This window comes from Fibrobacter sp. UWB7, assembly GCF_900142945.1.
GTDB lineage: Bacteria > Fibrobacterota > Fibrobacteria > Fibrobacterales > Fibrobacteraceae > Fibrobacter.
Map to the genome: position 1 here is coordinate 1,246,058 of NZ_FRCO01000001.1, position 23,119 is coordinate 1,269,176.

Sequence of the window (23,119 nt, forward strand, 5' to 3'; positions counted from 1 at the left end):
GGAACAACAGGACCGCTAGAAGAAATATTCGAACTACAGGCAGATGCTTCATATTATAAAAATAACTTATTTTCAACGCCCTATCACCTCTTGTTCTTGGGTAACTTTACTTCATATTCCACTGCTTTCACGTCGCTATCCCTTACGTACCTGACAACACCCGAACGGTTAGGCAAGTGCCGTTCCTTGAATCTTTCGTATTGTTCGCGAATAATATAGTCTGCACGGCGGCTGTAATTGGCAATGATAAGCGCCGAATCCAGACGGGTCTGGTCGATATGCTTGTCAAGATTTTCGTAAATCCATTTATCGATTTTACTTAATGGGCGATGCATAACCACCGTTTCAGGGCGGTAATAACGGCTACGGTCTCTATTCAGAATCATATCGAATCGGCGAGTCAAGAACGAAAGGCCGTAATACTCCTTTTCGGAATACAGCTGTCTATACAAAAGAAAATGCACCGTATCGGCATAGTGCATGCTTTCGTCTATCAGCGGCGGAATAGAATCAAATTCACCATTTTCCAAATGGGTTAAAATTTTCTTTTTCAGGCTCAAATTTTTATTTATAGGAAGCGGGCCACCAACCTGAAAAGGGACAAACGCCAAAGAATCCCCAAATGAGTCGCTGACGGACAATAATTCCTTCTTCGTAAGCACGGGAGTCCAGCCGTCATCAAAGAAAATGCGGTTTCCTGTAGGCCCTGGAAGAAAAAAATCCTTTTCAAATAATGCAACGGCAGAATCTGATTTCGCAGAATCGATTTCCGCAGATGCTCCCCGATAAAGGAACTTAAAAAATGTCTTGCGCTTTTCTTCAGGTGATGGAGCAATCCATTTTTTCGTTTCGACATCATATTTCTGTTTAACGTCAATCACCATATGCAGCAGAAAACATTGTGAACCGAATCCTGTAGAAATTTCGTTATAATCTTCAAAAGTTTCCTGCGTCTCTAACGATGCCTTGGCGACATTCGCTTTATATTCCTGTTTTTTATCATTGCACCATTTCGCAAACGACTCGGAATATTCTGGAAAAACATCTTCGATGTCCTTGTCAAGAATCTTTTTCTTGACGATAGAGCCAAAAACTGGTGCGTTCTGCGATGCGTCTTGCACAGTATTCAGCCTAGTCTTTGCTCTTGGGTAGAACTTTTTCGCATACTTGACAAAGCTATCTTCACGCTTCTGGGATTGAGCCATCTTTTTCTGAGCTTCTTCGTCGTTATCATAGAACCAGACTGAAGTCATTCCGCAAATACTGCGGTTGCCCCGGTGGTTGCTTTCATGGGCAAAAGCTAGACCTGCAAGCAAAAGGATTACGGAAACAGGAAGCGACAGACATTTCATAAACGACTTTTTTATCAAATTATTTAAATTTCGTTGTCATGTCAAGTGTATCGCCACGGCCATATTCGTCGCGATACACCAACTTCCAAGAAATAGTCGTATCGCGAAAAGACTTTGACGTATTGTTGTATAGAACATATTGTATTCGTTTGGGTTCATTAGGCAATCACCATGCGTCGCTCGTATAAGGCGCCCAAGATACACGAAGACGCACTCCAGATTATCAAGGATGTTGCCGGTACGCAGCTGGACGCCGAACTCGTCAAGTATTTCTTGATAATCCCCAAAGAAAGACTCTTTGGCTCTGTCCAGTCATTCTGTACGGCTACGGAAACGCTGCGGACCGCCGAACGGTCATTTCAGCGTAAAAACATCGGTCATGCAGCCGAAAAACAGTTTTGGAAGGGCTTACGGATTGAGGATTTTTTTGCTAGCCGAGGTCGGGCGTACGGAATAGCCTAGCAGAGCCTCTCTGGTAAGAGATTGCCACGCTTCGCTCGCAATGACAAATAATCAAAGTCCCGCCTTTTTATGCATGTAGGCGGAGGGAGGAAAGATGAGTGAAGATAAATGGCCTAAATCGGTCAGGAAATTTCAAAGGTGTCTGGGAATGCCATATTCAACCAGATTGGCTTTTGCTTTACTTGAAGGACAATGGTGTACTTGTGCTGACCTTGGTTGATACGGGAACGCACAGCGATATTTTCAAGAAATAATCACCGAAGATTTTTCCGACAGTAAACCATAAAAGCATTTGCTTTCACTATGCGTCCTACGCATACTGAGCATGAAAATTAAGCATTTTGTGCATGCTCCGAAATTATTTATATTATATGCAAATAAGTTCGGAGTGGCAAAATGAAACTCAAATTTTTAACACTATTTTCAATCCTTGCGCTCGCTGCGAGCGTGTTTGCGGAGAGTTCCATGAGCAACATTACGGTAAACCTGCGCTATACGGGTAAGAACGGGGCGGCAAAGAAGTTCGCCGAAGAGATGGTTTCTAGCGGGACGGTGGCGAAAATACGTGCCGAGAAGGGCAACATCCGCTACGAATATTTCCAGTCGCTGGACGATCCCGAGACCATCTTGCTGATTGACGCGTGGGAAAGCCAGGCCGCCATCGACGTGCACCACGCTTCGCCCATGATGAAGACGATTGCGAAACTCCGCGACAAGTACGACTTGAAAATGACTGTCGAACGCTACACGCCCGACAACACCATGCCCAAGACCGACGAAAAGTTCATCAGGAAATAAGTCGCAACAATGCAATGCCCGCGCGCTGTTCGGCGATAAATCGTTCAGCGAGAAATAACCTTTACGCCAGCGTCACTTTGAAAAATTCCACGTTCATTTCGCGGTCGGCGAGCGGCACAATCTTGCGGCTCTTGGGAATGTCGTAATCAAACTTTTGGTCCGAAACGAACGTCAACAGCGAAGACTGCTCGATGAGCTTTGAAATGCCCTTCGTGCTGTCGTGCTTGATGAAGGTGGCGTCGGGAATCTTCTTGCGCTTGACCTGTTCCCAGAAACCCACATTGCTGCGCTGGATGATGGTCTCGCCCTTGAGTTCCCGGAGCCGGATGGACTTGCGCTTCGCAAGCGGATGCTTTTTCGGGAGCGCAATCGAGAGCCGCTCCTGCATGTATTTTTCGGCACGATACTTCTTTGCACGGGGGGCCTTAAGCGTGATGCCGATATCCGCAGAGCCTTCGTTCAGCGCCTTCAGCACGCCCGCCTCGTTGTCGATAATCTCGTAAGTGACTTGCGCGCCGGGGTATTTCTCCTGCAGTTCCTGCACCATCCGCATGGCAGGGAGAATGGCCACCGACGCGATGGAGAATGTGCGCATGCCCGCTCCCTGTGGGCTCACCTTTTCCATCATCTCGCCTTGCAAATCCATGATGCGCTTAGCGTATTCGGCGACCGTGCGTCCCTTCTCGTTCAGCTCAATGCGGTTCTTTTTGCGCTCAAAAAGCGGAGCACCGATTTCGTCTTCCAACTTCTTGAACGCGCGGCTCACCGCCGGCTGCGAAGTGTAGAGCTTGTCCGCAACGGCCGAAAGCGTGCCATATTCCAGGAACCCGGCCAGCAATCGCAAAATGTAGGTCTCGACAAACATAAAAATCCCCTTTTGGGGAGAATATAATAAATCCGCTATGCGTCAAGTGAATAGTGGGGGGAGTTTTCACCAGTTCTCGTAGCGGTGTCCCGTATCGAGGGCGGCGATTTGCTTCATTTCGTCGTCTGTCAACTCGAAATCGAAAATCGATATGTTTTCTGCGATGTGGTCGGGGTTCTTGGAGCCCGGAATGGCAATGTAGCCCGATTGCACATGCCAGCGCAACACCACCTGTGCGGCCGATTTCCCGTGAGCCTTCGCTATCTTTGCGACAACCTTGTTCCCCAAGACGTCTTCGGTGTGGCCGCGCCCGCCCAGCGGGTAATAAGATTCCACCACAGCGCCGTATCGTTTTGCGTATTCCTTGAATTCCGTGTTCTGGTAAAACACATGGTTCTCGTTTTGCACCACGGCAGGCTTGATTTCGAAATCGGCAAAAAAGCGCTTCGCCGTCTTTTCGGTGTAGTAGTTCGAAATGCCGATGGAACGGATCTTCTTCGCCTTCACAGCACGTTCCATAGCCTTGTAAACCGCCTTGTCTTCGGCGTCGCTCCCGTGCTGGTGCAACAGCATCAAATCAATATATTCGAGCCCCAACCTTTCGAGTAAGTCGTCGATGTCTTCGTCCAGGGAACTGCTCCACGGCACCAGTTTCGATGTCACGAACAAATCTCCGCGCTTCACGAGCCCATCGTCAATCGCCCGACGAATCCCCCTACCCACGGCTTCTTCGTTGTCGTAATATTTTGCCGTATCAATCAGTCGATACCCGTTCTTGATAGCGACATAGACCGCATCTTCAGCCACCTTGCCGCGCAAAGTCCAAGTGCCAAGCCCGAGAACCGGCATATCGAAACCCGAATTCAACTTGACCGTTGGGGCCGCCCCTTTGCTATTCTGCACGATTGAATTTCCTTTGTTCGAAACTTTCGGCATAGCCTGCGACGCAGCATCGCTCGAACACGCCATGAACAGGAAAACGAACAAGAAACTGAACCACCTCATGCCCTAAAAATAACCAAATCACGCAACAAACCCAAATACTTATTTCGCATAAAAGATATGCTTTGAAGGCATAGGCGGGGGAAAACCTAAATTTGCGCCAGTTCAAATGGAATTTTAGCCCGAAAATGGATTATTTGTTTTTTTTCAAGAGCAGATGGTTACTTCCGCTATGCGCCACACGCATACTGGGCATAAAAATTACGCATTACGCGGCTGTGCTGGATTTATTTATATTATAGACAACCGGTTCAAGGAAATTTTTAACGATAAAGGCGGATCTCATGAAAAAAATCACCTTGATTCTTTTATCACTTCTTCTAGGAGTCTCTATGGCAGCAGAAAAGAAAATCCTCGTCGCATACTATTCCCGTGCCGATGAAAATTATGAAGTCGGAACAATCACCAAGGGCAATACCGAAATCATTGCCGAGATGATTGCGAAAAAGACGGGCGGCACGCTTTTGCATGTGGAACCCGCGAAGGAATATCCCAAGGGCTACGATGACTGCATCAACGTGGCCAAGAAGGAACTTGCGCAGGACGCGCGTCCGGCCATCAAGCCGGTGAACGTGAACCCCGAAGAATTCGACGAAATCTACGTCGGTTACCCGGTGTGGTGGGGCGAAATGCCCATGCCCATGTTCACTTTCTTCGAGAAGTATAATCTGAAGGGCAAGACGATTCACCCGTTCGTGACACACGAAGGCAGCGGCCTTTCGGGAGTTGCACGCCTCAAGAAGGTGACCGGCGCGAACGTGACTGCGGGCCTTGCCATCTACGGACACGTGGCCCAGAACGAACGCGACAAGGCCCAGAAAGAAGTCGACAAGTGGGTGAAGTAATCGGCTAGCGCCTTATGGGCGGAATGTTTTAGAAAGATTGCCAGGAAACTCTTGGCAGTCTTTTCTTTTTAGGGGAAAGAAGATGTTTTACTTCAATGTTTATTTCCGCAGTTTCATAGGCAAAATTGTTTACAAAAGTGCGGTGCTTGATTGCCCAAACAGTCATGTATAGTCATGGATGCAATCTCATTGAAATCTATGCGCATGTTCTCTTCCAAAAACTGGAAGTTATTCTTCAATATTCTTTATGATTTTTGCTGGGTTTCCTGCAATCACCACATGATCAGGAAAAGATTTAGTTACTACAGAAGCAGCAGCGATTACCGTGCTATCTCCTATGGATACACCCGGAAGAATCGTGACTCCACCACCGATCCAGACATTATCGCCAATGGTGACCGGCTTAGGGATACCAATCTTTTCTCTTCTTGATTCTGCGTCCAACGGATGACCGATTGCATATATACAGGTTTTAGGTCCGATCATACAATGTTCTCCAATCCGAATCGGAGCTGCATCCAGGAACACGCAGTCAAAGTTTATGAACAAGTCATCGCCCGCAAAGATGTTATATCCGTAATCACAATGGAACGGGGGCTTGATGGCTATCCTCTCCCCGCAGTGCCCGAATAGTTGTTTTAACAATGCTTTTCTTAAGGACTCATCTTCCGGAGAACTATTAAAACGAGAACAGAGGATACGAGCGTTTTTCTTATCCTCCATGAGCTGCGGGTCATTTGTAAAAAAAGATTCTCCATTTGTCATTCTTTCTCGTTCAGTTTTCCTGCAATTTTCCATCATTCCCTCCACAAATTCCGATTTGTCTTAGTCTATTACTAGTCGATTATATTCAAGATTTTGTAATTTTAGTTACTTTTGTATGTGATACCCGCCGTCTGCAAATACAACACATCACTATCTTTCAGCATCTGCTTGAATTCTTGTGAAATCACTCGCATAATAGACCTCCAATAACAAATATATACTAATACTAATTGGCGATAAAAGGCAAGTCGCCGAACTCAAAGGCAAAGTCCAAAAGAAGGCTATAGAAGCATTCATCTGACAAATACCTTTTTACAGAAAAAGATGTTCCCTTTTGAATCCATCTTTTCATATTTTACTCCAAATCAACGACAACTTCATCATTTTGATAGAATTTTAAAGGTTGAAGATGTTTTACTTCAATGTTTATTTCCGCAGTTTCATAGGCAAAATTGTTTACAAAAGTGCGGTGCTTGATTGCCTAAACAGTCATGTATAACATCTTCTAGGGGAAACAATCCCCTTGGCGGGCTTCACTATGCGTTTCGTGCATACTGAGCATGAAAAAATGGTATTTTGCGGGATTTGCGCATTTATTTATATTAAAGGCGTAGATAAAAAAGGAACAAACCATGAAACTAGGGACGATTATGACGATGCTTGGTATGGGTGCGGTGCTTGCCGCATGTGATTGCTGTCCGCAAGACGGGGCGAAGGCGCTTTCGCAGGACAAGGAACTGCGTGCCGTGATGGACAACTTCACGCAGAACGAGGTTCCGGCGGCGACTCCGCTTGTGGAAAAGCGCGAGGTGGAGTTGATTCATCTGGTGTCGCTTGTGACGCAGCAGTCGGGCGCTCTTTTGCAAGAAGAGGTGGCGACGGCGCTTGCGCAGGGGCTTGCTCCCGAAGAAATTCTCGAGGCGATTTACCAGTGCGCCCCCTACACCGGGTTCCCGCGGACGGTGGATGCGGTGGAAATTGCCCGCAGCGTGTTCAAGGCGAAGAACGTAAAGGTGGACGAAAACCGTGCGACGGTGACGGCGCAGTCCCGCCTGGAGGCGGGTGCCGACGCGCAGGGAACGCTATTCGGCCAGACTTTCCGCGACATGGCGAAAAACGGCAAGAGCGGTATGCCGACCATCAATTACTTCTTGGCGAGCAACTGCTTTGGCGATTACTACACCCGCAAGGGGCTTGACCTGAATACCCGCGAACTCTTGACGATGGCGATTCTCGTGAACCTGGGAACGGAACCGCAGCTCAAGGCGCATATCGGCGCGAACCTCAAGATTCGCACGGCCGAATACGTGGAACAGGCGATTTACAACTGCTTGCCGTATTGCGGTTACCCACGCACGCTGAATGCGTTGCGACTGCTCAAGGAAGCGGTGACTGAGGCTGAGGCAGCAAACGCGACGGCTGGTGCCGTAAACGCGTCGGGTACAAAAAACATGCCGGGCAAGGACTGGAGTGTGTTCCCGGTGGGCAAGCCGAACGACGCCTACGCCAAGTATTTTGTGGGCAAGAGCTATCTCGACATGATCAGCAAGGAACAGGTGGGTGTCGGGAACGTGACTTTTGAACCGGCGTGCCGCAACAACTGGCATATCCATCATGCAAAGAAGGGCGGTGGCCAGATTCTCATCGCGACGGCGGGCCGCGGCTACTATCAGGAATGGGGCAAGCCGGCGGTGGAACTGAATCCCGGCGACGTGGTGAACATTCCGGCTGGCGTCAAGCATTGGCACGGGGCGGCTCCGGATTCCTGGTTCCAGCATTTGGCGATTGAAGTCCCTGGCGAAGGCGGTCGCAACGAATGGCTTGAGCCTGTAAGTGACGAAGACTACGGGAAGTTGAAATAATGCTCGCTAAACTTTTATCTTGTGCAATTTTGTGGTTCTCGGCGGTGTCGCTTGCGGCGGCACCTGCACCCGACGGCTTCGTGCTTATCAAGGGCGGGACTTTCAACATGGGAAGCCCCGCAAACGAGGACTGGCGTGTCAACGACGAGACGCTGCACAAGGTGAAGGTCTCCGATTTTTACCTGGGTAAATACGAGGTGACGCAAAAGCTTTACCGCGAAGTGACGGGCGAAAATCCTTCCAGTTTTAGGGGTGACGACCTGCCCGTCGAAAACATCACGTGGCTCGAAGCGGCTCGTTTTTGCAACAAGTTAAGCGAACGCAACGGACGCACTCCCGTTTACGCTATCGAAGGCGATGCGGTCAGCTGGAATCGTGAGGCGAATGGCTACAGGCTCCCTACCGAAGCGGAATGGGAATACGCGGCCCGGGGCGGCACAACCACGCCTTTCTACACAAAGAAGGCTCCCGGTGCCGACGACGTGAATTTTTACGGGCATTATCCGTATCAAATCGAGCAGAACTATTTCAACGACGAGGTTCTGGAAACACGCCCCGGCGTTTACCGCGGGAACACGCTCCCCGTGGGTAAGTTCAAGCCCAATCCCTTCGGGCTTTACGATATTTACGGGAACGTGGGCGAATGGTGCTTTGACTTTTACGGCGATTACGGTGTTTCTGCGAGCTCGGCAAGCGTGACGGTTGACCCGGCGGGCAAACCTTCGGGCACAAGACGCGTGCATCGCGGTGGCGGCTGGAACGACTTCGGCAAGAACCTCCGCAGTGCCTATCGCGGAGCCATGCAGCAATCCAACAAGAGTTACAATGTGGGGCTCCGGCTCGCTATGAATGCGGGTGCAGGCGTCAAGGGAACTTTTGTGACTCAAGAAGCGGCGGGCTTTAAGGGCGAAAAGGCACAAGCGGCGTCGAACCCGAAAAGCACTTCCCGTGCGCTGATTGTTTTCTATTCCTGGAGCGGGAATACCCGCGGTGTCGCCCGCGAAATCAAGAAGCAGACCGGTTTCGACATGGTAGAACTTGAACTCGTGAAGCCCTATTCCGACGACTACAATACCGTCTTGAAGCAGGCGCAGAACGACCAGCACAAACAGGCACGCCCTGCCCTCAAGAAAAAGCCCGACGCAAAGAAGTGGGCCGGTTACGAAACGATTATCATCGGTTACCCCAACTGGTGGGCGAGTATCCCGATGCCTATTGCGACTTTGCTCGAAAGTTACGACTTTACGGGCAAGCGGATTCTGCCGTTCTGCTCCCACGGTGGCGGGCGCTTTGGTCAGAGCATCACCGCGATTGCGAAACTCGCGCCCAATGCAAAAATCGGCGAAGGCCTTTCGGTGCATTATTCCGGCGGTTCAAGCCTCTCGAAAGATGTGGCCAAGTGGCTCGAGAAAAACGGCGTGAAGACGAAATAATGTATATTCCTTGATATGCCTATTTCCGCTAAAATTCGTATGCCACTTGATATCGCGATGACGGTCGCGACGCTCTTGCTGATGGGCGGCAATTACTTCTTTGAATCGACTGCCGTTCACGAGATTCTGGGCGTGGTGCTGCTTGTTCTGTGGGCGGTGCATATCACGCTGAACCGGCGTTTTTTCCTTTCGCTATTCAAGGGACGCTACAACGCATTCCGCTTCTTGCAGGCGGTTGTGAATTGCGGGATTCTTTTGTGTGCAATTTTCTTGATGGTGAGCGGAATCATGCTTTCGAACCATGTGTTCGCCTGGCTCGGGATTGAATCGGGCGCAAGCTTCGCCCGCACGGCGCACCTGCTCGCCAGCCATTGGTATTATGTGTTCATGTCGCTCCACATCGGGCTGCATGTGAGCCTGATTGCAAACCGCTTGGGGCTTGCGGGCGCTTTCAAGTCAAAGGCTGCACTTGTCGCAACTCGCGTGATTGCCGCTCTCGTGGCATGCTATGGAATTTACGCCTTCGTTATTCGCGGGCTTTGGAAATACATGTTCCTGCAGCAGCCCTTCTTCTTCTTTGATGCGGAACGCGGCTACGCCCTCTTTTTCGTGGACTATATCGCCATCGTCGTGCTGTTTGCCGTTGCGGTGCATTATGTGGCGAAACTTATGAAGGCGTAGATTTGTACATTATTAGTACAATGAAGCCTGTTAAACAAAATATTCTGTCGATGATTGCAGTCGCGTTATTCGCGATTCTTTCTGCTATTGTCGAGGGTTCTTTTGTTTACGATTACGGCGCTGAACTTGGTCAGGTTGCAGAAAGTGAGAAAGTTTTCACTGCTCACGATTTTGCCGATAATCCGTTATACCTGTCTCGAGAATCAACAGCTGATGCAACACTGCTTACGCGCAGGTCGGGCCGGCAGGTTTCATTGCGGACATCGCGAAGCGGTAGCCTTCAAGGCTATGGCGGGCGCGGTTCGGCAACGTCCAAACAGGCTACACCGTTTGCGACTAAAATCGCGCGGTCAACTATTTGCATCCATTGCGGCTTCCCTTTACCGCTAGTTTATCAAAAACCTAAAGAATATTACGTTTACACGCTAGAGCGAATGCTCTGTTAGCAAGTTCTTTCTCCAAGCCTTAAGCACTAGTAAATGGCCGCGGCCCTTACCGGGTGCGCGACATCATTCATTTTAAAAAAGAGAAAGAACATGGATAACATTTCCAAGATGGAGATGGCTAACGCCCTCTTCAATAAGCCCTATATCAAGACCGAAAAGAAATTTTTCGGTTTCAAGACAAACGTCACCTACACTAAGACGAATTCACCCGTTGTGGGAATATGCCTGGAGTTTAGCCCCACGGAAGGGCAAAAAGTCCAGACGATTGTCGGGGCGCCTTCAAATGATTTGGTGGCGGCAATTCAAAGAATTGGCCACCCTAAAACAAGCGACAACGGAAACTTTCGCCTGAACCTTTGCTACTCGCAGGACCGCGAATTTGCGGCACTGCAATTGCAGCATTTCTCGGGATTCGAGTACCATAACGTAGGTGGAATCCGTTTTGTCGAAGGCGACGAGGCACATAAACTTCTCGCCGTTTTCGTGAAATAAACGGACATATCGTCAAAAAGGCTCCCTCGGAAAAACGAGGGGGCTTTGATGCCGAAGTCGCTATCGCATAACCAATCGCATTAATCGCTTATTTGAAATCAATTCCTTCAAACACGATTTTGTCAACTTCCAAATAAGTTCCGCTTCTCATAAAAATGCTAAACAGACCGATTTCGTGAGAAATCTCTTTCCACTCCACTTGATAGGAGCTTTCTTCAAGAACTTCCCTACCGGGGTGCAAGATGATTTCATTCCAGTTTTCAGTCGCTTTGGCCTTCCATAACGATTTTTTAAAGGTATTTTCTCCAACTTCACGGTAATGTTCCAAAGCGATATTCAATTCACAGTCGCCTCTTACCGTAAGGCGAATCGCCGTGAGATTGCTCAGGTCGAAAAATCCTGTATCAAGTCCTAGATGAGTTCCGAGCAAAACGAAGCCTGTATCTATTGCGAATTTAACAGCGAGATACTTTCCATGATCTTTATCATCTTTTAATACGGATGAGAAACTTTCAGCACTATCAGGTATTGCAAAATTCGCTTTGCCAACAGCATTAAAATACCATCCGTAGTTAGGATAAGTTTTGGCGAGGTTATTCAAACTATCTCCATCGTCAAAGTCTTCGAAAACATACTCAACAGACTTTCCTGGAACAGGAACGAGCGTATCTGCGGATTCGTTTGGCGCAAGCGCCACTTCTGCGACGGTCGAATCTCCAGCAACAATGGTAAAGGACCCTGCCGGCACATGCGCAAACACATACTCGCTACCGAAGCGGTTTGCAAAATAGGGGGTCGATTCCAGTTGAACATTTTCTAACAGGCCTTCGATTTCTTGGGTCGAAACGCCAGTACGTACAATGAGCGATGCCGAAGGCAACAATGCAATTTCTTGAACCGAGGTGTCTGCAAAATCGACCGGCGACCAACTCATGAATGCGGAATCTTCGCCCGCAAGGGCTTCTACAAAACAGCCTTGGTCTGTGCAGATGCCGAGTTTGTCATTAAAAGAAACTCGTCCGCTTGAATCCGAAAGGGCGCTATCAATGACCGAGAAGGCATCTTTTGAATACACCTTCATTTGTGCGCAAGCGAACGGCTTATTTAAACTGTCAACGACGTTGAAGGCAATTCCATTTGTCGTTTCACTTGTGGCACCTGCGGTGTTATTTTCTGAACAACCTAAAAACAGCGACAGGCAAAGCAAGGCGCAAAACGAAACACAAAACGAAGTTTCCATACCTTTTTTCATTGTTCTTCCTTTTTCATCATCGGAAACAACTGAAAGTTTAACTGATAAACGCTATCGCAAATTTGCGGAGGCATCGCATTGACTACGTTTACGATGGCTTTTCTCGTTTTGGCGAGGATTTCACGAATTTTATCAATTTGTTGCGAATCAAGAGCCATCGTGAGCGTGCTGATGTCGCGTTTTTCTTTGGGAGTATTCTGGATGGATTTGCCGGCCAGTTCCGCAATGCTGCTTTGGTAATCGCTGATACAGGCACTCAGCCAGTGTTCCATAGTCTTGAGATGAGCTTCGGTCGGAACCACGCGACCGTCATTGCGGGCATGCGCAAGTCCGAGCTGCAACAAAGCATCGACAGCGTTTTCTACTTGCGAAGCGGAAAGCTTTGGAATGCAGCATTCCCCAAGGGCGGCAGCATCTTGTGTACCGCGATAATTGAATACATCGAGCGCCGAGCGGATCATCGGATAATACCATTGCTGAAAATAGCGGTACCGGGCTTCGTCGAGTTCTCGGCAAGCTGCAGGTCGCATTTTTTGAAGAGTCTCGAAATGTCGACGAACGTCCTCGTCGTTTTTAGCCTTGCCGTAAGCAATCATTTCACGGAAGTATTCCGCCTTGGCATCTTTGAAACGGAAAAATTTAACGAAAACATCTATGCATTTCGGAGAAATGTGGCGTTTACCCTGCAATATTTTCAAAAGCAGGCTTGCGTCCATGCCAACCGCCGCAGCAAACACTCGATAACTGAACGAGGAATCCAGCGATTTTTCGAGTTCATAGAACTCTTGCAGGAACTTGCGGTAGTCCGAATAGTCGTAGATGTTGATTTTGTTTTTTGCAAACATAAAGCGTCTCGCCAGATATAAAAAAGCTCTACCTAAAAATCGTTTCATTTCCTGGCGTCTCGTAAAAAAAATATACAATTCGTGGACATTTTTGTCCACACCATTCGAAAAAAATAATTGATAAATATACTTGGGGAATATAATTTCGTAAAATGGAGGAACCCTAATGATTAAAAGAAAAAACTTCCTTATTTTGATTCTTACTCTTTCGAGTATGGCATTTGCAACTAAGTACGAAGCTGAAGCAGCGACTCTTTCCGGAGGAGCAAAAAATGTCAACGCATCCGGAGTTTCGGGAACGGGTTATGCCGACTTGCAAGAAGGAAATATTTCTTTTAATGGAGTCACCGCAGAAAGTGCGGGCAAGTACCAAGTGACCATCCATTACAAGGCCGGGGATTTCAAAGCAAACTACTTGAAAGTAAACGGCGCAACAGCAGGCACCATCGACTTTAACGCCACTACTTCATGGGCGGATGTCACGACAGTCGCTACACTTAAAGCCGGGACAAACACAATCTCTATTGAGAAATACTGGGGCTGGATTAGCGTGGACTATATTGAGGTTGAGCCTTATCAATCCTCCCCTTTCAAAATATCCGCAACACCGGTTACCCCGAACGCCACCGAAAGTGCAATCAAGCTCTACAGCTTTTTGCGTGAAAACTTTGGCAAAAAGACGATTAGCGGCATGATGACCGGCGATATGAGCGGTTACACCATGGGAGCCGACTTCAAGACGCACGACGACGTGAAATACACCTACACGCGCACAGGAAAGTACCCGGCTCTTGTCGGTTTAGATTTCTTGTTTGCAAGCGGTCCGAAAGCAAACGAAAGCTGGAACAAGGAATACACGGACAAAGCAATTTCCATCGCGAAAGGCCTTTGGAAAGCGGGCGGCATCCCGGCATTCACTTGGCACTGGAAAGATCCGCTAGACAAAAAAGACGCCTTCTATATTCAAAGCGCTGCGAATGGTGGCGAATACACCGATTTTGATTTTTCTACAGGTTTCAAGCCAGGCACTACCGAATGGAACACGGAAAGTGCGGCTTACAAAGGAATCGTTGCAGACATTGACCACATCGCCGATTACTTCCTTGAATTGCAGAAAGAAGGTGTAGCGGGAATCTATCGCCCCTTACATGAAGCTGGCGGAAAGTGGTTCTGGTGGAGTATTAATTCCGGAGAACAGTTTGCAGCCCTCTATCGCCTCGTCTATGACCGCATGGTCAAAGTCAAGGGTGTAAAAAACATGATTTGGGTCTATAACCCTGAAGGAAGCACCGTCACCTCTTGGAATCCGGGTAGCGAATACTATGATGTTCTCTCCATCGATATCTACAATAGCGCAAACGACCATTCCAGTAATGCAAGCGCCTTCGACAAATTCAAAAACGCATCGAAAAGCACGAAAATTATCGCACTCAGCGAAAACGGTCCCATTCCCGATGTGAACAACATGCATACCGACGAAGCCGTATGGAGTTGGTGGATGCCGTGGTACAGCACCTGGAGCGGAACTTGGCCCGGCCAAACAAAAGATGACGTTTGGAAGAGCAACATGAATGACGAGCGTATCATTACTCTCGAAGACATGCCAGGTTGGGACAAGTACACGGCAATTATCAAGCCTGACACAAGTACCACCAGTATCGCAACCATGCCACGCATGGCCGGGACTGCAACCACCGTTGGGATTTTTGACATGAACGGTCATTATTTGGGCATCAGCATGCGAGAACTTCCGCAAGGGAACTATGTTGTACGTAGAAAGATTCAAGGACACATTGTGAATACGGTGTATTTCAAGAAATAAAAATATTGGGTGTAGGGCGGCGCGATAAAAGAACATTACGCATTCACGCTAAATCGGATGTCGAAAACTCGGCATCCGTTTCTCATTCCACCATCGTCTTGATAAGCTGTTTTTCATTCCCTGAAAGCGGATACTGTTCCACGATTTTTCCGTGTTCCAAACGAATCACGGATTGGCAACTGTTTAAAATAAATTCAGGGTCATGGGTAATTACAAGCAAAGTTTTTCCGCTGGCGGCAAGTTTTTTAAGCGTTGCAGAAACAGCAAGCATCTGCCTATAATCAAGGCCACTTGTCGGTTCATCAAAGACAACGACATCGCACCCGCTCGAAATTCCGCTGCCGATAGCGACACGCTGTTTTTGCCCGCCCGAAAGTGCCATCGGATGATTTTCCGTATATTGCTTAAGATTGAGCCCATCAAGAATTTCAAGAGCAAGTTTTTCATTTTGCGGTTTCATGCCGAGCAAGACTTCGTCCAGAACGCTTTCAGTGAAAAGCTGATGGTTCACATCTTGCATAATTAGGTATGCGCCGCGTTTGCGTGCTGCACGTTTTTGATGCCAGCTTCCCTGCAAGCCGCACAGCAATTGGGCAAGCGTCGATTTTCCGGCACCGTTATGACCAATCAGCGCCGTAATTTGCCCACACGGGAGTTCAAGACGGTCAATATCCAAAATCGGATGCTTGCGATGATAACAGAAAGTGAGATTGGTAAATATAATGGATTGCTTCGCTTCGCTCGCAATGACGTTATTTTTGTCGCTCGCAACGTCGTCAATTTCACCGCTCGCAATGTCGTTATGTCGGTGTGCTTGCCGAACCACGCTCAGGATGACACCATTCCGCCCATTCAACATTTCCAAATTCATGCATCGGAGTCCGAGGCTTGCCGCATATTCCGGGCCTTTCGCTTCGAGTTCCGCAGGCGTCCACTCTTCTGCAATTTGCCCATCCTTCACATAACAAATTCTGTCGGCGACATCACGCAAATAGTAAAGGCGATGCTCCACGATAACGACCGTCTTCCCCGCCTTTTTCCATCGCGAAACAATTTCCTTCAAATCCGCAATCGTCTTGAGATCCAGATTTGCAGAAGGTTCATCGAGCACAAAAATTTCAGGTCCTGTCGCCGAAACAGACGCACACGCGATTTTCTGTTTTTCGCCGCCCGAAAGGTTAAAGATGCTACGGCCAAGCAAATGCTCTAAATGAAATTCCTGAACAACATTCTCCACGCGCTGTTTGATTTCTTCGGGATCCATTCCCAAATTTTCGCAGCCAAAAGCAAGTTCGCAATCCGTATCGATGTTGAAAAATTGCGAACGCGGATTCTGAAAAACGGAACCCACAACTCGTGAAATTTCGGCTAGCGTCATATCGGCGGTATTTTTTTCGCCGAGCAACACATCGCCATCCATCGTTCCCGAATGGTAATGCGGAATCAAACCGTTAATGAGTTTTGAAATCGTCGTCTTCCCGCAGCCCGATTCACCCGCCAGCACAACGCACTCGCCCGAACGAATCTCCAAATTCAAATTCTTGAGAATCGCATCGTCAAGGGAATCAGAGTAAGAGAAGGAAATATTTTTTAGGGAGATGTTCATAGGTTGGGAAAGACAATTAAGATGGATTGATTCGCTACGCTCGCAATGACGTAACAGCACTAATTACGGAGTAAAAACATTACAACTACAACAATACAATAAGCGCACACAACAGCATCCGCCCAGCGGAATCCAATCGTTGCAATGCAGGTGCGTTTTGTTTCTGCCGAGAGTCCACGCGTCACCGCAGCAATCGAAAGTTCATCACCAATTTTCGTAACAGAAACCAAAAGCGGAACCAGCCGATATTCAAGAAACGCCACTGGACTTTTTAAAGTCCGCAAGCTGAACAAGCGGATTCCGCGCATTCTCATGGCATTGCCAATCGCACGGGATTCATCATACACCGTCGGGAAAAATCGAATCATCACAATCAAGGGTATCGTCACCTTGTTCGAAACATGCATTCGCGACATGCATGCCAAAAATTCATTGACCTTGGTAGTTGTTATCACATAATAAAGCACAGCGCAGGCCGGCATAATACGGTACATCAAAAACAACGACGCCAGAATTATCGTGCCCGAGGTGCCAATATCCAAATTTTTCACAAAATCAAAGAAAAAGCCAGCCGTCAAATAAACAAAAAAGAAAGCGCAAACAAATTTCCACTTTCCCTCAAGCAACAGCAAAACAGACGCTACAACAACCATCAACAAGCTATAGACAAGCGGAGCGGAAAAAATCATACCATTTGCCACCGCCGCTAAAAACAATTTTGTACGCGGATCTAGTTTCACTGCGCAAGTCCGATGCGTTCAAAATGCTTTTTCATCATGCGACGAGCAATAAAGCCACCCACCACAGCACCTGCGGCACCAAATCCAAAAAGACCAATCAAAGGCCAATAGCTGCTAGAAAGCTCCGCCAAATGAGCAATATAAGCCTTATCACAAATAGAACTGCAATACGCCAAATATTCTTCGGTCGAAGACCAAAGTGGAATCATCATCGAAGAAGGCACAAAACTTATCATCACATTAGCAAGCAGGCAACCGACAAAATTTTTATGGAACAGCTTTAAGCAAAGGCCCGCCAAAACGCCATATATCACACAAAGTAAACCAAAAGAAATTCCATGACCAGAGATTGTCATGACAACGCCGAAAAGCATGCAAAGTAGCACACAGCAAAGTAAAGGTCTTTCGACTTTCGAAAAGAAAAGGAATAGCGGGACGCTCGTCACCAAGCTCACTACGCATGTGGAAACCACAATAAACGCAGGAATAAAACCGATACTCGCTCCAAGTCCAGAAAGAACAAGGTAAAGTGCACCAAAAATGCCCACGTTCACGAGGTCACGCACCAATGTATTCGAAGATTTTTTACCAGTAGTTCTCATAGCCGCCAAAACTTGAAAATTCTTGCTATAAATTCAACTCCATTTAGACGCAGTTTAGCCCCGTTTAACATTTTCCACACATACTATATCATCACTTGTTCCTAACGCGTCCGATTGGAGTAGAAAAACACTACGCGTTATGTTATTTTCGGGCAAAAATTTTGGGGAGGAAACATGCAAGTTTCTCGCGTTAATAAAGTTTTCGCCCGTCTGGGGCGTTTTCAAGTCAAATTCCGTTGGCTAATTTTACTTGTAACAATTCTTGTAACTTTCATTGCATGTCTCGGACTTCCGCAACTGCAAATGACCAGCAGCGAAGAAGAATGGTTCGACGACTGGGACAAAGTCAAAATCGACCAAGCGCACTTCAATGATGTTTTCGGCAGCGATGACGGCTATATGGTGATGGTCCGTGCTAACGATGTTTTTGCACCCGAAGTTTTAAGCGCCATTGACCGACTTTCAAAACGCCTCGAAAATGAAGTCCCTTACGCTGACCGCGTCGTTTCACTCACGCATAACTTATCCATCCCCATCGCAAATGATGAGGGCTTCGAAGTCATCGACCCATTCGAAAGCGGCATCCCGACAGATTCAGCACAACTCGCCGCCAAGAAATCGCTCATCATGAGCCGAGAATCGCTGGTAAACAACATCGTCTCTGACGACGCCAAAGAAACATGGGTTATTCTCTCGTTGAAATCATACGAAGGCGGCATCGATTTCGGCAAAGACAGCATCGCACCTTTCGCCCGCAACGTCATTCTCTCCGATGAATTCAAAAGTGACAAATTCGAGATGCTCCCAACCGGCATGAGCTACACCGAAATGGAAGAGAACGAAGTTATCTCGCGTGAATGCGCCATGCGTATTATCATCGGCTTTGCCGTCATGCTCGCATGCCTTATTTTATTCGTACGTTCCTTGCGCGGAGTCATCGTCCCTGCCATTGCAACCGTCGGAGGAATCGCCTCAGTGCTCGGCGTAAACGCTTGGCTCGGCATCATCGGCGACGAAAGCATGGTCGCACTCCCCGTACTTTTGGGCATGGCACTTTCGGTCGGCTACTCCATCCATTACATTAATTCGTTCCGCATGCACTTTAGGCGCACGGGCAACCGCCGTGAATCTGTGATAAACGCCGTCGAAGAAACCGGCTGGCCAATTCTCTTCACTGTTATCACTACCGTAGCCTCGCTGATTTCGTTCTTGTTCGCTGGCATCCGCCCGATTCGCTGGATTGGCGGCATTTCGGCAGGCATCGTCTTCATGGTTTACCTGTATGTCATCATCTTGATTCCGATTCTCATGAGTTTCGGCAAAAATGCAAAACCCGACCCGACAGAAGTGAAAGCGGCCGGCGCCACCAAAACCGACATCCTCTTTGAATTCTTCGGTCGCAAAGTTTGCAGGCACAGCGGCATCGTCGCCGCAATTTCCGCCGCCATAATGTTGTTGCAAATTCCAGGCGTGATGAACATCGATGTAAACATGGACTACACAAAAACGATGGGCGAAAAAATCCCGTTCGTCACAAGGCTCATGGACATGCTCAGCGGCAAGCTCGGAAGCCTCTACGATTTCAATGTGATGGTCGAATTCAACGAAAGCGACGCGCTTAAAAATCCCGCCAACATGAAACGCATCGAAACGCTTGAACAAAAACTCGGCACGCTCCAGCTCACAAAAATTTCAGGCGACAAGCCCCGCGTGCAATCCGTAACGCGACTCGTGAAAGAAATGAACCGCACGCTAAACGCCGACAGCACGGAATACTACAAAATTCCCGACGCGCAGGACATGCTCACGCAACTGCTGTTCCTCTACGAGATTTCAGATGCCGACGCGCTCTTTGAACGCATGGACGAAGATTACAAAACAACATACATCCACATAGAACTTTCCGGATACGATGCCAAGAAAATCGTCGAGGATCTCGATTCCGCCAAATCATACGCCGCCCAAATCTTCCCGGACGCCAAAACTTCAATCGTCGGTGAAGTCGTAAACTATGCCGAAATGAACGGCAAGCTCGTCAATGGACTGTTGCGTTCGTTCGGAGGTTCATTTGTCATTATCGCCATCATGATGATTCTCGCATTCGGGAGCATCAAGGCAGGCCTCATCGGCATGATTCCAAACGTCGCCCCCGTACTTTTAATCGGTGGCGTCATGGGCTATTCGGGAATGCCGCTCGACATGATAACAATGATCGTAATGCCGATGATTTTGGGTATCGCCGTTGACGATACCATCCACATGAACAACCACATCAAATACGGTTACGAACGCACGGGCAGTTACAAAAAAGCATTGTTGCTCTCTTACCGCGAAATCGGAAAGACGATGGGCATGACAACATTCATTCTCTGCGCGATGTTCTTCGTGTTCATCTTCAGCCCCATGGGCGCACTGCACAACGTCGGATTACTCTCCATCATCGGCCTTGCCGCCGCCCTCGTCGCCGACTACACGCTTACCACCGCCCTCGTGTACGTCACCAAGCCGTATGGGAGAGAGAAACGAAATAAACAAGTCCGCTAATGCAATGTCATCCCCGACGTCATTCTCGACCCTGGAGTGCGTAGCACGATAGGGGAGGGAATCCATAATTTCTCTCACTAAGATTTTTTTCAATAAAAGGTGCCCCCCCCCTTTTATTAGATATGCTGTAAAAAAGGTAGTCTTTCGACTACCTTTTTGTAAACATTTTCGAATTTTAGAGCTATAGACTTAATAAACCCTACAAAAAAATCACTTTCCGTGAATTTGTTCTTCCGTAAGATTGAATCTACGAACGAGAGTCTCTAAGGGAACCCCATCTTCATAAAGTCCCCTAGCCGTTTTAAGCTTTTCTTCTTCAGCTTTTTTCCGTTCTTCATCCACTTCCTTGCGAGCTTCAGCAAGCCTTTGACGAAAAACATCACCGGCACTCACAAAACCGTATTTTTGTCCAACACTTACAAAAGCCATGTCAAGCTCCTTGAGAACACCTTCATCAACGTACTCTTTCAAATATATGTTTATTTTCTGCAATAAACAAGACACCTCGTTGCGTGGCATTTTTCGCAAGTTTTCATGGAATTTAGGCAAAACATCTAACAATTTTTCCTTATTGTACGCATACTTCATTGCGACAACGCCCATTCCAGCAGCAACGTCTTCGCAAGTCAAACAATCGCTATCGGGTATATCCGCCATATTCACAAAAGCGCAATGGAAAGGCAATACAGAACCACGAAAATACTCCGGATAACCCTCTTCAAGTCTCTTAAGTGGATTCCAATTTTCCCGTCCATTATAAAAGATAATTGCCATCGTCGGAATTCCGCTAAATGCACGATTCTTATCATAAATCTTCATCACAGAATTGACATAACGAGCAATCTGATCAAGAACATTTGGATCCCGTCCCGATTTATGTTCTAACAGAATTCCAACCAAAATCGGTGCACCTGTTGATACATTCACACGAAACGCCAAATCCGCTTCACCCGTATCGTCAACCTCTGAATACGAATCTGGAATACGGACTAGAGTATCCATATTTATAGCCGATATGAATTCGCCAACATCATAATTTACTTTGCCAGCAAGTTCCAACAGATTTCTAAGATGCCCAACATCAGAAAACAGCCAACGGAAAAACGGATCGTGGTTTCGTCTCGTTGCATTATTTTCTTCGCTCATATAATTCCTTTCTCAAGAAGAGAATCAATACAAACACCTGAGTAAAAACTCAGACTTCATTTAGCAAAGGATATAAGAAAGGATATAATTAACGATATAATAAAAATCAGCCGCATTTAATCGACTGATTTTAATTTATAAAACTAAACAGATAAAAACAAGAGGTCAAGGGGTTTATCGTTCATTTTGCAAACAACCGTTTGCAAGGGAATTATTCCGCACCTGTATTACTTATCATTTTTCATCTTTTCCATCAAAATTTTCCTAGCCTCATATTTTTCAAAACGCCGATAATCAGTAATTTCAGTCATACCTCTATCAAAAAGGCTATGAACAATGTCATCTACACAACTTTTGAACCGAACGATAAATATATCATCATATTTTTTATATAAGAGATATGCCATATTTGAAAAAGCCATTTTTTTAAAATCATCAAAAGTAACAATTACATATTCAAAGTTTTCATCATCTTTATCGGCATCTCCATAAAATAAAATTCGAAAAGAACCCAAATTCTTTACTACATATGTTTCAGTAGAGTAAATCAATCTGCATCTGTTTTGTAAAGAGGGAAAATAATCATCATACCATTTAGGAATTTTACAAAATCTATCTGAAACAATTAAAGGCATTCCAGAAGACCAAATAGATTCATAATCTTTATCACATTTATCAAAAGCGGATTCTGCCTTTATGAAAAAATTTTCAATATAAGATTTGATATCACCATTCAAACGCGAAAAAAGCTTTTTCAAGTAATCATATTCATCTTTTGTTTGAACACCCATACGTAAAAGCTCTATTTTAGGATTGAGTACTACAAACCGAGACTTCAAACAATCCGAAAACTTGCGGTCTGTCCAATAATTTGACAAGTAATTTTCTAAATCTTCAGCATTATTTTCTAAAAACGATTGATAAATAGCCGAATTTCTTTTTTCATATTCTAATTCATAATTAAGACGAAAAATCTCGCGCTTTGCAATATCATAGTTGTTATCATAATTTTCGAATTTTCTAAACAAAATGAGATAAATGAGATCATAAGCAAAAAGCAATACTATCGGAAGAAATGAAGCGATCCAGTGAAATATTTGTCGATAATCCATAGAGGTATATTTTGAAGGATAACACACCCAAGCACCATTAACTTTGCAATTACGAACAGCAAACGCATCAGCAAACTCATGTATCCCTTCCATAATTTCAATAGCAAAAGGAATAAAAACAATAAACACAGATGTATATTGAAACAAAACCTTTACGAACCGTTCCTTCCGATTATTCTTTATACTAAAAACCATTAGTATTGAAAAAATAATTTCAAAAAAAAAGCAAATTGGCAACACAAAATTCGTTGGAATTCCTTGTCGAAAAGCGTTAATCGACATACCATAATTCAAATGCATTCCCCATGGCCAAATAATCAAACACAAAAAAAATATAACGATCCCACAAAATTTCATGTCATCCTTAAATTCCCACTCAAAATAATACTTTACATCATCCTTAAGTTCTTTTACAAATTCATCAACAAGCTCAACAAACCACATTGT

At 46.5% G+C, this 23,119-nt stretch carries 21 protein-coding genes and 1 pseudogene; 11 read left to right on the forward strand and 11 right to left on the reverse strand.

Features of this window, described 5'->3' with window-relative positions; genetic code table 11:
• Positions 1–83 precede the first annotated feature (83 nt).
• The gene (locus BUC30_RS05210) at positions 84–1,352 is read right to left on the reverse strand and encodes a hypothetical protein (protein ID WP_073423833.1); all 1,269 of its coding nucleotides are present in this window, start codon (positions 1,350–1,352) and stop codon (positions 84–86) included.
• 171 nt (positions 1,353–1,523) lie between these two features.
• On the opposite strand from BUC30_RS05210, the gene BUC30_RS05215 reads away from it, so the two are divergent.
• The 3 genes and pseudogenes from BUC30_RS05215 to BUC30_RS05225 all read left to right on the forward strand — a co-directional run bounded on the left by BUC30_RS05215 (position 1,524) and on the right by BUC30_RS05225 (position 2,612).
• Positions 1,524–1,814: a hypothetical protein gene (locus tag BUC30_RS05215; RefSeq protein WP_073423834.1), complete on the forward strand. Its 291-nt coding sequence runs from the start codon at positions 1,524–1,526 to the stop codon at positions 1,812–1,814.
• Positions 1,815–1,939: 125 nt separating this feature from the next.
• Positions 1,940–2,068 (forward strand): annotated as a pseudogene (locus tag BUC30_RS05220) (type II toxin-antitoxin system mRNA interferase toxin, RelE/StbE family); the annotation flags it as partial.
• Between the two features lie 211 nt (positions 2,069–2,279).
• Positions 2,280–2,612 carry a putative quinol monooxygenase gene (locus tag BUC30_RS05225; RefSeq protein WP_072980505.1) on the forward strand — a complete coding sequence of 111 codons (333 nt, stop codon included), beginning with the start codon at positions 2,280–2,282 and terminating at the stop codon, positions 2,610–2,612.
• Positions 2,613–2,673: 61 nt separating this feature from the next.
• Here the strand turns inward: BUC30_RS05225 and BUC30_RS05230 are convergent, their stop codons facing one another.
• Both BUC30_RS05230 and BUC30_RS05235 read right to left on the reverse strand, forming a co-directional pair.
• Positions 2,674–3,477, reverse strand: a complete 804-nt coding sequence (locus BUC30_RS05230) for a LysR family transcriptional regulator (protein WP_073423835.1) — start codon at positions 3,475–3,477, stop codon at positions 2,674–2,676.
• Positions 3,478–3,543: 66 nt separating this feature from the next.
• Complete coding sequence (locus BUC30_RS05235; protein ID WP_244536489.1) at positions 3,544–4,482, reverse strand: aldo/keto reductase; 939 nt, start codon at positions 4,480–4,482, stop codon at positions 3,544–3,546.
• Between the two features lie 329 nt (positions 4,483–4,811).
• Between BUC30_RS05235 and BUC30_RS05240 the strand changes: the two genes are divergently transcribed.
• Positions 4,812–5,324 carry a flavodoxin gene (locus BUC30_RS05240; RefSeq protein WP_073423836.1) on the forward strand — a complete coding sequence of 171 codons (513 nt, stop codon included), beginning with the start codon at positions 4,812–4,814 and terminating at the stop codon, positions 5,322–5,324.
• A 228-nt stretch (positions 5,325–5,552) separates the two neighbouring features.
• Here the strand turns inward: BUC30_RS05240 and BUC30_RS05245 are convergent, their stop codons facing one another.
• Positions 5,553–6,122 carry a sugar O-acetyltransferase gene (locus BUC30_RS05245; protein ID WP_073423837.1) on the reverse strand — a complete coding sequence of 190 codons (570 nt, stop codon included), beginning with the start codon at positions 6,120–6,122 and terminating at the stop codon, positions 5,553–5,555.
• Positions 6,123–6,721: 599 nt separating this feature from the next.
• Between BUC30_RS05245 and BUC30_RS05250 the strand changes: the two genes are divergently transcribed.
• The 5 genes from BUC30_RS05250 to BUC30_RS05270 all read left to right on the forward strand — a co-directional run bounded on the left by BUC30_RS05250 (position 6,722) and on the right by BUC30_RS05270 (position 11,003).
• The gene (locus tag BUC30_RS05250) at positions 6,722–7,951 is read left to right on the forward strand and encodes a carboxymuconolactone decarboxylase family protein (protein ID WP_073423838.1); all 1,230 of its coding nucleotides are present in this window, start codon (positions 6,722–6,724) and stop codon (positions 7,949–7,951) included.
• On the forward strand, positions 7,951–9,384 hold the full coding sequence (locus BUC30_RS05255) for a flavodoxin (RefSeq protein ID WP_073423839.1): 1,434 nt from the start codon (positions 7,951–7,953) through the stop codon (positions 9,382–9,384). Before BUC30_RS05250 ends, BUC30_RS05255 begins: the two co-directional genes overlap by 1 nt.
• A gap of 39 nt (positions 9,385–9,423) precedes the next feature.
• The gene (locus BUC30_RS05260; RefSeq protein WP_244536490.1) at positions 9,424–10,065 is read left to right on the forward strand and encodes a DUF4405 domain-containing protein; all 642 of its coding nucleotides are present in this window, start codon (positions 9,424–9,426) and stop codon (positions 10,063–10,065) included.
• A gap of 2 nt (positions 10,066–10,067) precedes the next feature.
• Positions 10,068–10,511 carry a hypothetical protein gene (locus BUC30_RS05265; RefSeq protein ID WP_073423841.1) on the forward strand — a complete coding sequence of 148 codons (444 nt, stop codon included), beginning with the start codon at positions 10,068–10,070 and terminating at the stop codon, positions 10,509–10,511.
• Positions 10,512–10,601: 90 nt separating this feature from the next.
• Positions 10,602–11,003 carry a hypothetical protein gene (locus tag BUC30_RS05270; RefSeq protein ID WP_139260790.1) on the forward strand — a complete coding sequence of 134 codons (402 nt, stop codon included), beginning with the start codon at positions 10,602–10,604 and terminating at the stop codon, positions 11,001–11,003.
• An 88-nt stretch (positions 11,004–11,091) separates the two neighbouring features.
• On the opposite strand, the gene BUC30_RS05275 is transcribed toward BUC30_RS05270, so the two are convergent.
• Together BUC30_RS05275 and BUC30_RS05280 are read right to left on the reverse strand one after the other, a co-directional pair.
• Positions 11,092–12,255: a hypothetical protein gene (locus BUC30_RS05275; RefSeq protein ID WP_073423843.1), complete on the reverse strand. Its 1,164-nt coding sequence runs from the start codon at positions 12,253–12,255 to the stop codon at positions 11,092–11,094.
• A complete protein-coding gene (locus BUC30_RS05280; protein ID WP_073423844.1) occupies positions 12,252–13,100 on the reverse strand; it encodes a TIGR02147 family protein in 849 nt (282 codons plus the stop codon). Before BUC30_RS05280 ends, BUC30_RS05275 begins: the two co-directional genes overlap by 4 nt.
• A gap of 166 nt (positions 13,101–13,266) precedes the next feature.
• On the opposite strand from BUC30_RS05280, the gene BUC30_RS05285 reads away from it, so the two are divergent.
• Complete coding sequence (locus BUC30_RS05285) at positions 13,267–14,922, forward strand: glycosyl hydrolase (RefSeq protein WP_073423845.1); 1,656 nt, start codon at positions 13,267–13,269, stop codon at positions 14,920–14,922.
• 82 nt (positions 14,923–15,004) lie between these two features.
• Here BUC30_RS05285 and BUC30_RS05290 read toward each other — a convergent pair whose 3' ends face one another.
• Genes BUC30_RS05290 through BUC30_RS05300 form a run of 3 tightly spaced genes read right to left on the reverse strand, consistent with a single transcriptional unit; the run spans position 15,005 to position 17,870 of the window.
• Positions 15,005–16,528: an ABC transporter ATP-binding protein gene (locus BUC30_RS05290; protein ID WP_073423846.1), complete on the reverse strand. Its 1,524-nt coding sequence runs from the start codon at positions 16,526–16,528 to the stop codon at positions 15,005–15,007.
• 59 nt (positions 16,529–16,587) lie between these two features.
• Positions 16,588–17,217 carry an energy-coupling factor transporter transmembrane component T gene (locus BUC30_RS05295; RefSeq protein WP_244536491.1) on the reverse strand — a complete coding sequence of 210 codons (630 nt, stop codon included), beginning with the start codon at positions 17,215–17,217 and terminating at the stop codon, positions 16,588–16,590.
• A gap of 47 nt (positions 17,218–17,264) precedes the next feature.
• A complete protein-coding gene (locus tag BUC30_RS05300) occupies positions 17,265–17,870 on the reverse strand; it encodes an MptD family putative ECF transporter S component (RefSeq protein ID WP_073423848.1) in 606 nt (201 codons plus the stop codon).
• Between the two features lie 303 nt (positions 17,871–18,173).
• Between BUC30_RS05300 and BUC30_RS05305 the strand changes: the two genes are divergently transcribed.
• Positions 18,174–20,414, forward strand: a complete 2,241-nt coding sequence (locus tag BUC30_RS05305) for an efflux RND transporter permease subunit (protein ID WP_244536492.1) — start codon at positions 18,174–18,176, stop codon at positions 20,412–20,414.
• A gap of 210 nt (positions 20,415–20,624) precedes the next feature.
• Here BUC30_RS05305 and BUC30_RS05310 read toward each other — a convergent pair whose 3' ends face one another.
• Positions 20,625–21,560: an Rpn family recombination-promoting nuclease/putative transposase gene (locus BUC30_RS05310; protein ID WP_073423850.1), complete on the reverse strand. Its 936-nt coding sequence runs from the start codon at positions 21,558–21,560 to the stop codon at positions 20,625–20,627.
• Positions 21,561–21,787: 227 nt separating this feature from the next.
• Positions 21,788–23,116 carry a hypothetical protein gene (locus BUC30_RS05315; protein WP_073423851.1) on the reverse strand — a complete coding sequence of 443 codons (1,329 nt, stop codon included), beginning with the start codon at positions 23,114–23,116 and terminating at the stop codon, positions 21,788–21,790.
• Positions 23,117–23,119 lie beyond the last annotated feature (3 nt).

Bases quoted from the DNA above. Each gene is read 5' to 3' on its own strand.
- BUC30_RS05210 (WP_073423833.1), bottom strand. From the start codon at position 1,352: ATGAAATGTCTGTCGCTTCCTGTTTCCGTAATCCTTTTGCTTGCAGGT.
- BUC30_RS05215 (WP_073423834.1), top strand. From the start codon at position 1,524: ATGCGTCGCTCGTATAAGGCGCCCAAGATACACGAAGACGCACTCCAG.
- BUC30_RS05225 (WP_072980505.1), top strand. From the start codon at position 2,280: ATGAGCAACATTACGGTAAACCTGCGCTATACGGGTAAGAACGGGGCG.
- BUC30_RS05230 (WP_073423835.1), bottom strand. From the start codon at position 3,477: ATGTTTGTCGAGACCTACATTTTGCGATTGCTGGCCGGGTTCCTGGAA.
- BUC30_RS05235 (WP_244536489.1), bottom strand. From the start codon at position 4,482: ATGAGGTGGTTCAGTTTCTTGTTCGTTTTCCTGTTCATGGCGTGTTCG.
- BUC30_RS05240 (WP_073423836.1), top strand. From the start codon at position 4,812: ATGGCAGCAGAAAAGAAAATCCTCGTCGCATACTATTCCCGTGCCGAT.
- BUC30_RS05245 (WP_073423837.1), bottom strand. From the start codon at position 6,122: ATGGAAAATTGCAGGAAAACTGAACGAGAAAGAATGACAAATGGAGAA.
- BUC30_RS05250 (WP_073423838.1), top strand. From the start codon at position 6,722: ATGAAACTAGGGACGATTATGACGATGCTTGGTATGGGTGCGGTGCTT.
- BUC30_RS05255 (WP_073423839.1), top strand. From the start codon at position 7,951: ATGCTCGCTAAACTTTTATCTTGTGCAATTTTGTGGTTCTCGGCGGTG.
- BUC30_RS05260 (WP_244536490.1), top strand. From the start codon at position 9,424: ATGCCACTTGATATCGCGATGACGGTCGCGACGCTCTTGCTGATGGGC.
- BUC30_RS05270 (WP_139260790.1), top strand. From the start codon at position 10,602: ATGGATAACATTTCCAAGATGGAGATGGCTAACGCCCTCTTCAATAAG.
- BUC30_RS05275 (WP_073423843.1), bottom strand. From the start codon at position 12,255: ATGAAAAAAGGTATGGAAACTTCGTTTTGTGTTTCGTTTTGCGCCTTG.
- BUC30_RS05280 (WP_073423844.1), bottom strand. From the start codon at position 13,100: ATGTTTGCAAAAAACAAAATCAACATCTACGACTATTCGGACTACCGC.
- BUC30_RS05285 (WP_073423845.1), top strand. From the start codon at position 13,267: ATGATTAAAAGAAAAAACTTCCTTATTTTGATTCTTACTCTTTCGAGT.
- BUC30_RS05290 (WP_073423846.1), bottom strand. From the start codon at position 16,528: ATGAACATCTCCCTAAAAAATATTTCCTTCTCTTACTCTGATTCCCTT.
- BUC30_RS05295 (WP_244536491.1), bottom strand. From the start codon at position 17,217: ATGATTTTTTCCGCTCCGCTTGTCTATAGCTTGTTGATGGTTGTTGTA.
- BUC30_RS05300 (WP_073423848.1), bottom strand. From the start codon at position 17,870: ATGAGAACTACTGGTAAAAAATCTTCGAATACATTGGTGCGTGACCTC.
- BUC30_RS05305 (WP_244536492.1), top strand. From the start codon at position 18,174: ATGACCAGCAGCGAAGAAGAATGGTTCGACGACTGGGACAAAGTCAAA.
- BUC30_RS05310 (WP_073423850.1), bottom strand. From the start codon at position 21,560: ATGAGCGAAGAAAATAATGCAACGAGACGAAACCACGATCCGTTTTTC.
- BUC30_RS05315 (WP_073423851.1), bottom strand. From the start codon at position 23,116: ATGTGGTTTGTTGAGCTTGTTGATGAATTTGTAAAAGAACTTAAGGAT.